Consider the following 11,720-nt stretch of genomic DNA (forward strand, 5'->3'; position numbering starts at 1 on the left):
GGGCGTGGGGCGCGACTGGCGCCACCGGCCGATGACGTCCATCAACCCGTCGAACGTGTCGCGCAGGGCCCAGGCCCGGTCCTCCGCGTCCCTCAGCCCTTCGCAGCGCAGCAGGCCGTCGCGCAGCGCGCGTTGGACGCCGGGGCAGTCGTCGCGCTCGTCGATGAGCTGTTCGGCGGTGTGCGCGTAGAGCCGGTAACACCCCTCCACGTCGCCCCGGTTGTAGGCGGGTGCGCCCACGTTGATGGCCTGGCCCAGCAGTGTGGCCACGGACTCCACGGCCGGCATCGCGCAGCCCTCCAGCAGGCCCACGGGATGCTGGGGCACCTGGCGCACGCGGGCGGCGCGCTGCCGGGGGGCATCCAGCGCGGACAGCGGGCGGGGCGGGCCGGACGTCTTGAGGAGCGGCGTGATGTAGCGCACCGGGATGACGAGCCCCAGCGCGCGGCCGTTGGCGAGCGCCGCGGTGGCCAGCCCCACCACCTGTCCGCGCGCGTCCAGGGCCGGCGAGCCCGACGCGTCCTCGGGCAGCGTGCGTGACAGCTCCAGCAGGGTGAGCCAGTCGCCCAGCACCTGCACCGCGCGGACCTCCAGGGCGCGGGTTTCGGGGGGGCGGTTCGCGTGGGCCTGGACCACGTGCAGCGCCTCGCCTTCCCGGGGCAGGGTGGCCGGGCCCAGCGGGAGGGCCGGCGCCAGGTCCGGGACGGACAGGCACAGGATGGCCAGGTCGCGCCGCTCGTCCACGGCCGCCACCTGCACCACCGGGGAGCGCAGGCCGTCCGGCAGCACGGCGGTGATGGCGCGCGCGCTGGCCACCGCGTGGAGGCTGGTGACGACGTGGCCCTCTGAGGAGATGACGAAGCCCGTGGCGGTGTGGCCGCCCAGCTCCAGCAACACCAGGGAGGCACTCGTGCGCCGCAGGGCCTCTTCGGCCCGCGCACGGCGTGCCTGGTCGTCGTCGGACATGGCCACCCCCGTTCGTGGTGCTCCGGCCGGCATTCCCGTCGCGATACGCCCGGTGGGGCCAGCCGCACCGCGTTGTATCAGCCCGCCCGCTCTCCACCCAACCCACCCGGGCGGGACGATGTTGGCCGTCATGTTGTGATTGGCGCGCGAGTGTCCGGTCGTTAAACCTCCGGCCGGCATGCACAAGACCCACCTCGTTGGCGCTCGCACCCACAACCTCAAGGATTTGTCCGTCGATCTCTCCGAGGGAGAGTTCGTCTGCGTCACCGGCGTGTCCGGAGGCGGCAAATCGAGCCTCGCGCTGGACACGCTCTACGCGGAGGGCCAGCGCCGCTTCGTGGAGAGCTTCAGCCCGTATGCCCGGCAGTTCCTAGAGCGGCTGGAGCGGCCGCCCATGGACGCGCTGGAGCCGGTGGCCGCGGGCGTGGCGGTGGACCGGCGCGCGCCGGTGAAGAGCTCGCGCTCCACGGTGGCGACGCTGGCGGACGTGGAGCCGTACCTGTCCGCGCTCTTCACCCGTGAGGCGATGCCGGTGTGTCCGGACTGTGGCCTGGAGGCAGTGCGCACCGACGCGCGCGTGGCCGCCCGGGCCGCCCTTCGCGAGCACCCGGACGCGCAGGGCGTCTTCACGTACCCCGTGCGCATCCCCGACACGTCCGCGTTCCTCGACGCGAGAGCCCGCCTGCTGAAGGACGGCTACCACCGGCTGATGGTGGGGGGCGAGGTGAAGGAGCTGGAGACGCTCAAGCCGGGCGAGGCCACCGACCCCGCGGGCGTGGCGCAGGTGGTGGTGGACCGGGTGAAGCTGACGGACGCGAACCTGTCCCGCGTCACCCAGGCGCTGGAGGATGCGTGGGCGCGCGCGGACGGAGAAGCGCTGCTCTTTCTTCCGGAGACCGCGCCGAAGCGGCTGCGCCGGGGCCTGGTGTGCCCCAAGTGCGCGCGTGAGTTCGAGCCCGCGCGGCCGGGCCTCTTCAGCTACCAGAGCCCGGTGGGCGCGTGCGCGCCGTGCCGTGGCTTCGGGCGGACCATCGGCATCGACTGGGGGAAGGTGATCCCCAACCCGGCGCTGAGCCTGGCGCAGGGGGCCATCCGCCCCTGGTCCGGACAGTCCACCACCTGGGAGCGGGAGATGCTCCAGCGCTACTGCAAGCAGCAGGGCATCCCCTTCGAAAAGCCGTGGGAGAAGCTCACCGCCGCGCAGCGCGAGTCGGTGCTCCAGGGCGAGGGTGACTACGACGGTGGCCGCGCCTACCCGGGCGTGCGCGCGTGGTTCCGGTGGCAGGAGGGGCGCACGTACAAGATGCACGTGCGCGTGCTGCTGGCGCGCTATCGCGCGTACACACTCTGCGAGAGCTGTCACGGCGCGCGGCTCAACGAGCAGGCCCGTGCGTGGCGCGTGGGCGGTCTGGACCTGCCGGGCTGGCACGGGCTGGAGCTGACGGACGCGCTGACGCGGCTGGATGCGCTGAAGACGCTCACGGGGCAGGGCGACCTGGCGCGGCGCGAGCTGTCCGCGCGCCTGCGGTATTTGCAGCGCGTGGGCCTGGGCTACCTCACGCTGGACCGGCCCGCGCGCACGCTGTCGGGCGGCGAGGCGCAGCGCGTGTCGCTGACCGCGGCGCTGGGCACGTCGCTGACGGGCGCGCTCTTCGTGCTGGACGAGCCCACCGTGGGCCTGCACCCGGGGGACGTGCCGCCGCTCACGGAGGCCATCGCGGAGCTGGCGGACCGGGGCAACATCGCGCTGGTCATCGAACATGATCCGCTGGTCATCCGCTCCGCGCATCGCGTGCTGGAGCTGGGACCGGGCGCGGGACGCCAGGGCGGAACGCTGTGCTTCGACGGCACCCCGGAGGCGCTGGCGAAGCGGCAGGACCTGCCCACCGGCCGCATGCTGTCCGGCGGCACGGAGGCGCCGCGCACGCCGCGCACCCGGACGGGGGAGCTCGTCATCCGCGAGGCGCGCGAGCACAACCTGAAGGACGTGTCCGTGCGCGTACCGCTGGGCGTGCTGTGCGCCATCACCGGCCCCAGCGGCTCCGGCAAGAGCACGCTGATGGATGAAGTGCTCTACCGGCACCTGGCGCGCGGGCTGGGCGTGAAGGACGTGGAGGCCCCCGGCGACGTGGCGGCGGTGGAGGGCGGGGCGCAGGTGGAGGCCATCACCTTCGTGGACCAGTCTCCGCTGGGGCGCACGTCGCGCGGCAACGCGGCCACCTACACCAAGGCGTGGGACCGGCTGCGTGAACGCTTCGCTTCGGAGCCGGACGCGGAGGTGCGGGGCCTGACGTCCGCGCACTTCTCCTTCAACGTGGACAAGGGCCGCTGCGAGGCCTGCGCGGGTGAAGGCTACGAGACGGTGGAGATGCAGTTCCTCGCGGACGTGGCCCTGTTGTGCGCGGTGTGCCGGGGCCGGCGCTTCAAGGAGGAGGTGCTCGCCGTCCGCCACCAGGGCTTCAGCGTGGCGCAGGTGCTGGAGATGACGCTGGATGAGGTGCTCCAGCACTTCGGTGACGACTCGGCGCTGAAGCGCACGCTGGGACCTGCGCAGCGGCTGGGCCTGGGCTACCTGCCGCTGGGCCAGCCCCTGTCCACGCTGTCCGGTGGTGAAGCGCAGCGGCTGAAGCTGGCGCGCGCGCTGGCCAGCGACGCGAAGGGCACGCTGTTCCTCATCGATGAGCCGAGCGCCGGCCTCCACGCGGAGGACGTGCGGCACGTGATGTCGTCACTGCACGCGCTGGTGGACCGGGGCGCGAGCGTGCTCGTGGTGGACCACGACGTGTCGGTGATGAAGGGCTCGGATTGGATCATCGACCTGGGCCCCAAGGGCGGCCGCGATGGTGGCCGGCTGGTGGCGGAGGGCACGCCCGCGGATGTGGCGAAGATGCAGGGCAGCGCCACCGCCGCCGCGCTCCGGGGCGAGGGCAAGCCGCTGGCGAAGGCGGTGAAGCTGCGCCGTCCGGGGAAGGAGGCTCCGCCCGCCATCGAGGTGGAGCACGCGCGCGAGCACAACCTCAAGGACGTGTCCTGCCGGATCCCCCTGGGGAAGATGACGGTGGTGACGGGGCCCAGTGGCTCCGGCAAGAGCTCGCTGGTGTTCGACGTCGTCTTCGCGGAAGGCCAGCGCCGCTTCCTGGAGACGCTGACGCCGTACGCCCGGCAGTTCCTGCCCACGCTGCCGCGCCCGGATGTGGAGCGCATCAGCAGCATCCCGCCCACCGTGGCGCTGGAGCAGCGCACGTCGCGCGCGGGCGCCACCAGCACCGTGGCCACCGTCACCGAGGTGGCCCACTACCTGCGCCTGATGTACGCGAAGATTGGCGAGCCGCACTGCCCGCACGACGACACGCCCATCGGCGCCACCACGCCCGCGGCGCTCTACGCGCAGGTGCTGGCGACGAAGGGCGATGGGCAGGTGCTTGCGCCCGCGGTGCGCGCACGCAAGGGCACGTACCTGGACGTCTTCACCGCGGCGGCGCGCGCGGGCATCACCCAGGCCATCGTCGACGGAGAGCTGGCGTCCACGGACGACCCGCCGCGCCTGGCGAAGACGAAGGAACACGACATCGACCTCGTGATGTACGAGGGCAAGCTCGCGAAGCTGCCGCGCGAGGTGTTCGAGTCCTCGCTCAACTGGGGCAAGGGCGCGGTGAAGCTGCGCACGGGCAAGGCGGAGACGCTCCTGTCCAGCGAGCGCACCTGCCCGAAGTGCGGCACCGCCGTGCCTGAGTTGGATCCGCGCTGGTTCTCCTTCAACACGAAGCAGGGCCGCTGCGAGTCGTGCGAGGGCACCGGCGTGCAGGGCGGCGCCGCCGCGATGGCCGAGGGCGAGACGGCCCCGTGCCGCACGTGCGGTGGCACCCGCCTGTCCCCGGTGCCGCGCGCGGTGCGGTTGGAAGGGGCGCGCTACCACGAGGTGGTGCAGGCGTCGGTGACGGCCACGCTCGCGCGGGTGCGCACCTGGAAGCTCAAGGGCGACCGGGCGCTGCTGGGAGAGACGGCGCGGCAGGAGATGCTGCGGCGCCTGGAGTTCCTGGACCGCGTGGGCCTGGGCTACCTGTCCCTGGACCGCAACGCCGCCACGCTGTCCGGCGGTGAGATGCAGCGGCTGCGGCTGTCCGCGCAGCTGGGCGCGGGCCTCACCGGCGCGATGTACGTGCTGGACGAGCCCACCATTGGCCTGCATCCGCGCGACACGCACCGGCTGCTCGACAACCTGCGCGCGCTGGTGGAGACGGGCTCCACGGTGCTGGTGGTGGAGCATGACTCGGACACCATCCGCGCCGCGGACCACCTGCTGGACCTGGGGCCCACGGGCGGCCGGGGCGGCGGGCACATCCTGGCGGAGGGCACGCCGGACGTGGTGCTGGAGTCGGATTCGCCCACCGCGCTGGCGCTTCGGGCCGCGCAGGTGCGGCCCCCGTCCGGCCGGGGCGAGCCGAAGGCCTGGGTGGAGCTGAACGGGGCGCGCGCGAACAACCTCCAGCGCGTGGACCTCAAGCTGCCGGTGGGACGGCTCAACGTCGTCTCCGGCGTGTCGGGCTCCGGCAAGAGCACGCTCATCCGTCAGGTGCTGTTCCCGGCGCTGCGCGACAAGCTGGGGCTCGTCACCTCGAAGCCTGGCGCGTTCGATTCCCTCAAGGGCACGGAGTCCATCAAGCGCGTGCTGTCGGTGGATCAGTCACCCATCGGCCGTACACCGCGCTCGGTGCCGGCGACGTTCCTGGGCATCTGGGATGAACTGCGCCGCGTGTTCGCGGCGACTCCGGAGGCGAAGATCCGCGGCTTCGGGCCCGCGCGCTTCTCCTTCAACACGGCGGCCGGTGGCCGCTGCAAGGTGTGCGAAGGGCAGGGCGCCATCTCCCACGAGATGTCCTTCCTGCCGGACGTCGTCACGCCGTGCGAGGCCTGCAACGGGGCGCGCTTCGACGCCGCCACGCTGGAGGTGCGCTACCACGGGCTCACCGTGGGCGACGTGCTGCGCCTGTCCGCGGACGAGGCGAAGGACGTGTTCCGCGCGCTGCCCAAGGTCGCCGCGCCGCTGGAGTGCCTGGCGGACCTGGGCGTGGGCTACCTGCAACTGGGGCAGGGCTCCAACACGCTGTCCGGCGGCGAGGCACAGCGGCTCAAGCTGGCCGCGGAGCTGACGGCCACCTCCCGCCACGAGCCCACGCTGTACGTGCTGGACGAGCCCACCACCGGACTGCACCTGGGCGACGTGGAGAAGCTCATCACGTTCCTGGGCCGGCTGGTGGACCGGGGCGACACGCTGGTCGTGATTGAGCACCACCCGTCGGTCATCGCCGCGGGAGACCACGTCGTGGAGCTGGGGCCGGAGGGTGGCGAGGGCGGAGGCCGCATCGTGGGCGAAGGCACGCCGCGCGAGGTGGCGAAGCTCAAGACGCCCACGGGCCGGGTGCTCAAGTCGGTTTTTTCCACTGAAGAACCCAAGACGCGCGTCGCCGCGCGGGGACGGTGAAACGATGAACGCCTTGCGGCATCCTGCGCGCGCCATGCGAACCCCACTGCTGTTCACCGTCGCGACGGTGCTCTCCCTCTCCACGGCGGCTTCCGCCGAGGACAAGACCGAGAAGAAAACCATGTCCTTCCACCAGCTCTCCGCCAACCGGCTCGACGGCAAGCCCGAGAAGCTGTCGGACTTCCAGGGCAAGGTCGCCCTCGTCGTGAACACCGCGTCCGAGTGCGGCTACACGCCGCAGTACAAGGGCCTGGAGGCGCTCTTCCAGGGCTACAAGGACAAGGGCGTGGTGGTCCTGGGCTTCCCGTCCAACGACTTCGGCGGACAGGAGCCAGGCACCTCCGAGCAGATCGCGAAGTTCTGCGAGCTGCGCTTCAAGGTCTCCTTCCCCATGTTCGAGAAGGTGAAGACGAAGGGCGAGGGCCAGTCCCCCGTCTACGCGTTCCTGGCGAAGGACCACGGCGAGCCCAAGTGGAACTTCCACAAGTACGTGGTGGGCAAGGACGGCCAGGTGAAGGCCGCCTTCCCCAGCAGCATCACGCCTGACAGCCCGGAGCTGAAGGCCGCCATCGACAAGGCGCTCGCGGAGAAGTGACGGGCGCTCCCCGGTGACGGATCCGGTCCTCGCGGGCTGGATCCGCGCCGGGCGTCGGACGTCCGACGTTGGCTCCGCCCCGGGGGACTGCTCGGCGGTGGGGCAGGGCGTGCGCAGCTTGGGTCCCGGCCCATGGCTCCGGTTCTCCCTTCCTCGCGCGTCGTGACCGTGGTGCTGCTCGCGGCGCTGTGTGGCGGGTGCGCGTCGCTGGAGCCGCAGCGCTCGGAGCTGGCCACGCGCGTGGGGCATTCCGACCTGTCCGTGGCGGCGCTTCGCATCCAGGTGCGAGACCTGGCGCGGCGGTTCTCCGGCCTGCTGGAGGCCATGGCGGACGACCTGGCCGCGCGCTCCGGCTCGCCCCAGGTGGCCGGGGCCATGCTGCGCTTCAAGGCCAACGCGGTGCCCGCCGTGCAGAGCTCGCTCTTCCAACCGGACCCCGTGGCCGCCCTCATCGACACCTGGGCGCTGCTGGTCCAGATGCAGGACGCGCTGCCCCGCTTCGCCGAGGGCATTCCGCCGGAACTGCTGTCCCAGGCCAACGCCACGCTGGTGGACCTGGAGTCCCAGGTGGAGGTCCTGTGGCGTGAGGTCATCGGCGGCGAGGACGTGTCCTCGGCGCGCGACCGGGTGCACGCGTGGGCCGCGGAGCACCCGCTGACCGGACCGCTCGTCACCCGCGAGTCCACCGCGGCCCTGCTGGCTTCCCTCACCGAGACGTCCGGAGGAGGCCTGCGCTCCGCGGCCGCCGGCCTGGTCGAGGACACGCGCGACCTCACCGCGCGCGTGGACCTCTACGCAACCAGCCTGCCCCGGCAGGCGCGCTGGCAGGCGGAGCTGGTCGCGACCGACGCGATGCGCGCCCCCACCGTGCAGGCCGCGATGGCGGAGTTGGGGCGCACGGTGGACCTGCTGGACCGCGTGGGCGCGGTGGCCGCCAACACCCCCGCGCTCATCGAACGCGAACGCCGCGCGGTGCTGGACGCGGTGCATGGCGAACGCCTGGGCCTCCAGGAGTTCGTCACCGGCGAGCGGCAGGCGGTGCTCGCGGACGTGGGGCGCGAGCGGCAGGCGGTGGTGGACGCGCTGCACGCCGAGCGCGTGGCCACGCTCCAACAGCTGGACGGACTGGCGCGCGGTTGGGTGGACCACGCGTTCGACCGGTTGGGCCCGCTGGTGGACCGCGTGTTCCTCTGGCTCGCGCTGCTGTTGGTGCTGCTGGGCGTGGGCGGCGTACTGGGCGGCCTGCTGCTGACGCGGGCGTGGCGGCGCGCTCCCTGACGACCGCGCGAGGCTACTTCTGCTTCTCCGGCTTCGGCGGGAACTGCTCCAGCATCTTCTTCACGCCTTCGTCGGTCTTGTCGCGTTTGCCCTGGATGCTCGGGCTGGTACCCAGGTCGGTCTTGGCGGTGCCTCGCCAGACGAGCACCTTCGCCTTCGCATCCACGACGTCGAGGATGAGCGTCCCCACGTCGTACTGGCGCACGTAGGACCCCGACGGCCCGTAGTACGAACCCCAGAATGGATCCCACGGGTAGCCCCAGTAGTTGTCCGCCGTGTCCGCGGACAGCTGCTGGGTGATGGCGCCCTGCCAGCCGACCAGGAAGTCCGGGTTTTCGCTTGCGTCCACCTTCTGGTAGCCGCGCGCCTGGAGGTTGCTGTCCACCGCGCTCTTCACCTCCGCGTCGGTGATGTCGTTGTTCACGCGCGTGTCCTGGCTCTTCTGGGGCTGCGACATCCAGGCATACGTGTGGAACGCGTCGATCCTCTGCACCGCGGCGGGATCGTAGTTGGTGCCGACATCCACACCGGCACAGGACGCGAGCCCCAGGCCTACGAGTACGGGCAGGACACGAAACAGCAGACGCATGGCGGACTCCAGGAGGACGGGCGCATCCCTTGGGGGCGGGACACGGTCAACGCCATGACGTTGGGGACGTCCCGGGGGATGGCCCACCGCCGTCCGCCCGTTCGCCTCCGACTTCCGGCAGGGGCGTCCTCAGTCGCCGTGCGGTTCCCTGGCGCCCTTCATCTTCATTCCCTTCATGCCCTCGGAGCGGGCCATGACCACGGCCAGCTTCGCGCGCTTCTGCGGGGGCAGGTCCTTGGCGAGCGCCTGGTACAGCTCCCGGTCCAGCGCGGCGATCTGCGCCCGGGCGTCGAAGACCTTCTGTGCCGCCGTGTCCACCTGTGACAGGGCCGCGCTGTCGCCTTGCGACGCCTGGTGGAGGATGCGCGCCGAGTCCCGCACCTGCTCGCGCAGCGGGCGGCGCCGGTCCTCGAAGCGGCGCAGCGTCTCATCCATCTTCAGGGCCTGCGCGCTGTCCAGCTCCAGCGAGTCCGCCAGCTCCAGCACCTGCCGCAGCCGCTGCCGCTGTTCGGCGCGGGCCATGCGGTCGGGGTCGCGCGCTCCCGGGTTCTTCGGCATGGGCTGCGCCAGCGCCATCACCGGCAGCGCGAACGCGAGCGCCCAGGTCATCCGCTTCATCGTCTTCACAGTGTCTCTCCCAGGTCGAAGTCCCCATCCAGGCCGGCGTCGTCGCCGTCCCACGTCAGGTCCTCGTCCACGCTGTACCCCGCGCCATCGTCCTCCAGCGGATCCAACCCGGCCCACGCCTCGAAGGCGGCCAGCGTCTCCGCGTCCACGTCGTCGCGGGCGCTCGCGGACGGCACGCTGGCCGGCGCCGCCACCGGGTGGGGCGCCTTGAGCCGCTCCAGCGCGGACGGCCCCAGCATCAGCGCCACCACCGCCGCCACTGCCGCGAGCGACCCCAGCGCCCGGCGGCCCATGCCCTGGCGCGTCTGTTCGCGGCGCCACGCGGCCAGGGTCCTCGCGCCCAGGCCGTCCTGCGCGCGCACCTCCACGGGCGTCTGGGGCGGCAGGGCCACCAGGCCCAGCACCTCGCGCGCGGAGGCCACCTCCGCCTGGCAGGCCGCGCAGGTCTCCAGGTGGGCCTGGAAGCGCGTGGCCTCCTCGCCCTCCAGCGCCTCCGCGGCGTGGAGGCTCGCCTGCTCCTCGTATTCCACGCACGCACCCATCACTGCGTCTCCCCGGCCACGTCGGCCTTCAAGCGTTTCACCGCGTGGTGGAACTGCACCTTCGCGTTGTTCTCCGTGATGCCCAGCGTCTCCGCGATGTCCTTGAACGGCAGTCCGCCGTCCACCCGCAGCGTCAGCACCTCGCGCTGACGGCGGGGCAGGGCCAGCACGGCCTGACGCACCCGCTGGCCCTGCTGGGTGCGCTCCAGTGACGCCTCCGCGCTCTCGCCCGGATCCGCCGCCAGGTCATCCACCTTCGACTCCACCAGCACCGGCCGCCACCGCAGCCCCTGCCGCGCGTGGTTCTTCGCCAGGTTGAGCGCCACCCGCACCAGCCACGAACGGAAGGGCGTGGGCGTGGTGGGCGTGAAGCGCGCGAACACCCGTCGCGACGCCTCCAGGGCCCGGAGGAACGCCTGCTGCGTCAGGTCCGCCGCGTCCTCCGCGCTCACGGTGTAGCGGCGCATCAGTGAGAAGACGAGGCCCCGGTGCCGTTCGAAGAGCTGGCCGAACGCCTTCGCGTCCCCCGCGAGGAAGGCCCCGCACAGGGCCTCATCCGAGAGAGCGCTCACGGCCTCACCGGGCCGCACCAGTCCTAGGACCCGTCCGCTCACAGGGGCTCCAACCCTCCAGGGGGCGAAAGGTTATTTTCCGGCCCGCATTTCGCCTCCAGGGACGTGCGGAGGACGTCCGGTACCGGGCAGGCGGGCGGGCGGAGCAGGTCAGGCGGAGGCGGTGTCGCTGCCCGGGGTGGGGTGGGCCTGGAGGTACTTCAGCACGTCGTCCAGGTGGCGGTAGACGCGCACCTCGTGGTGGATGACGTGTTCGACGGTGCCGTCCGCGCCGATGATGAAGGTGACGCGCCGGTCGATGTTGAGGACCGGCCACAGGACGCCCCAGGCGCGGCTGATCCGCCGCTCGTCGTCTCCCAGGAGGGCGAAGTGGATGCCCTCCTGCTCGGCGAAGTCGCACTGCGTGGTGAGCGTGTCCACGGAGACGCCGACCAGCTCCGCGCCCAGCTCGCGGATCCGCTCGTGGTTGTCCCGGAACGCCCGGTTCTCGATGGTGCAGCCCACGGTGAAGGCGCGGGGGAAGAAGAAGAGCACGACGCGCCGGCCTCGCAGCTCCGACAATCGCACGGTCTGCCCATGGCAGTCGGTCGCGGCGAAGTCAGGTGCGAGGTCTCCGACGGCAATCATTCGATGCGCGCTCCATCCCGACTGCGGGGCTGTCCCTCCCCTACCACGTTTTCCCCGCCATCCCATGCCGCGCCGCGCCGGGTGACCGCTCCCTGGGGAATCTGGCTAAGGTGCCGCTCGTGCCGCCTGCCTCGACGGACCTCGTCCCCCCCGCTTTCCTCGATGCCCTGTCCCGGGGCCTGGGCGTGACCCGGGTCGCCCGCGTCACCGGCCTGGACCGCACCGGCGTGGAGGTTGCCTGCGCGGTGCGTCCGGGTGGACACGTGCTCCAGGTGTGTAACGGCAAGGGGCTCACCTTCGAGGCCGCGGCCCGGGGCGCGCTCTTCGAGACGGCGGAGCTGTGGGCGGCGGAGACGGTGCGGCCGGAGCGGTTGCGCTGGGGCTCCCAGGCGGAGCTGGAGCGGGCCGGCGACACGGTCTGGGGCGTGGAGTCGCTGGGGTC

At 72.2% G+C, this 11,720-nt stretch carries 9 protein-coding genes and 1 pseudogene; 4 read left to right on the forward strand and 6 right to left on the reverse strand.

Annotated elements, in window-relative coordinates; genetic code table 11:
• Window positions 1-966, reverse strand: a 966-nt coding sequence (locus tag D7X32_RS39715) for a S1 family peptidase (protein ID WP_147450454.1), incomplete at its 3' end; no start/stop codon positions are given.
• 178 nt (window positions 967-1,144) lie between these two features.
• On the opposite strand from D7X32_RS39715, the gene uvrA reads away from it, so the two are divergent.
• From uvrA to D7X32_RS39730, 3 genes are all read left to right on the forward strand, one after another.
• Window positions 1,145-6,448 (forward strand): excinuclease ABC subunit UvrA, encoded by a 5,304-nt coding sequence (gene uvrA, locus D7X32_RS39720; RefSeq protein WP_120607724.1) that lies wholly within the window; start codon window positions 1,145-1,147, stop codon window positions 6,446-6,448.
• A 34-nt stretch (window positions 6,449-6,482) separates the two neighbouring features.
• Entirely contained in the window at window positions 6,483-7,043 is a 561-nt protein-coding gene (locus D7X32_RS39725; protein ID WP_171449322.1) for a glutathione peroxidase, read from the forward strand.
• 132 nt (window positions 7,044-7,175) lie between these two features.
• Window positions 7,176-8,321: a chemotaxis protein gene (locus D7X32_RS39730; RefSeq protein ID WP_120607725.1), complete on the forward strand. Its 1,146-nt coding sequence runs from the start codon at window positions 7,176-7,178 to the stop codon at window positions 8,319-8,321.
• Window positions 8,322-8,334: 13 nt separating this feature from the next.
• Here D7X32_RS39730 and D7X32_RS39735 read toward each other — a convergent pair whose 3' ends face one another.
• The 5 genes from D7X32_RS39735 to D7X32_RS39755 form a co-directional block, all read right to left on the reverse strand.
• Window positions 8,335-8,910, reverse strand: coding sequence for a DUF4136 domain-containing protein (locus D7X32_RS39735; RefSeq protein ID WP_120607726.1), 576 nt, complete (start codon window positions 8,908-8,910; stop codon window positions 8,335-8,337).
• A 129-nt stretch (window positions 8,911-9,039) separates the two neighbouring features.
• Window positions 9,040-9,528: a hypothetical protein gene (locus D7X32_RS39740; RefSeq protein WP_120607730.1), complete on the reverse strand. Its 489-nt coding sequence runs from the start codon at window positions 9,526-9,528 to the stop codon at window positions 9,040-9,042.
• Between the two features lie 5 nt (window positions 9,529-9,533).
• Window positions 9,534-10,079: a zf-HC2 domain-containing protein gene (locus D7X32_RS39745; RefSeq protein WP_120607727.1), complete on the reverse strand. Its 546-nt coding sequence runs from the start codon at window positions 10,077-10,079 to the stop codon at window positions 9,534-9,536.
• Window positions 10,079-10,651, reverse strand: a complete 573-nt coding sequence (locus D7X32_RS39750; RefSeq protein WP_120607731.1) for an RNA polymerase sigma factor — start codon at window positions 10,649-10,651, stop codon at window positions 10,079-10,081. Before D7X32_RS39750 ends, D7X32_RS39745 begins: the two co-directional genes overlap by 1 nt.
• A 150-nt stretch (window positions 10,652-10,801) precedes the next feature.
• Window positions 10,802-11,278 (reverse strand): peroxiredoxin, encoded by a 477-nt coding sequence (locus tag D7X32_RS39755; protein WP_120607728.1) that lies wholly within the window; start codon window positions 11,276-11,278, stop codon window positions 10,802-10,804.
• A gap of 119 nt (window positions 11,279-11,397) precedes the next feature.
• On the opposite strand from D7X32_RS39755, the pseudogene D7X32_RS47270 reads away from it, so the two are divergent.
• Window positions 11,398-11,720 (forward strand): annotated as a pseudogene (locus D7X32_RS47270) (YcaO-like family protein); the annotation flags it as partial.

The sequence above is a fragment of the Corallococcus carmarthensis genome, from assembly GCF_003611695.1.
GTDB classification, from domain to species: Bacteria; Myxococcota; Myxococcia; order Myxococcales; family Myxococcaceae; genus Corallococcus; species Corallococcus carmarthensis.

What these genes read in the sequence shown, in the direction of transcription:
- D7X32_RS39730 (WP_120607725.1), top strand. Translation starts at nt 7,176, where the DNA reads ATGGCTCCGGTTCTCCCTTCCTCGCGCGTCGTGACCGTGGTGCTGCTC.
- D7X32_RS39740 (WP_120607730.1), bottom strand. Translation starts at nt 9,528, where the DNA reads ATGAAGCGGATGACCTGGGCGCTCGCGTTCGCGCTGCCGGTGATGGCG.
- D7X32_RS39745 (WP_120607727.1), bottom strand. Translation starts at nt 10,079, where the DNA reads ATGGGTGCGTGCGTGGAATACGAGGAGCAGGCGAGCCTCCACGCCGCG.
- D7X32_RS39755 (WP_120607728.1), bottom strand. Translation starts at nt 11,278, where the DNA reads ATGATTGCCGTCGGAGACCTCGCACCTGACTTCGCCGCGACCGACTGC.
- D7X32_RS39725 (WP_171449322.1), top strand. Translation starts at nt 6,483, where the DNA reads ATGCGAACCCCACTGCTGTTCACCGTCGCGACGGTGCTCTCCCTCTCC.
- D7X32_RS39735 (WP_120607726.1), bottom strand. Translation starts at nt 8,910, where the DNA reads ATGCGTCTGCTGTTTCGTGTCCTGCCCGTACTCGTAGGCCTGGGGCTC.
- uvrA (WP_120607724.1), top strand. Translation starts at nt 1,145, where the DNA reads ATGCACAAGACCCACCTCGTTGGCGCTCGCACCCACAACCTCAAGGAT.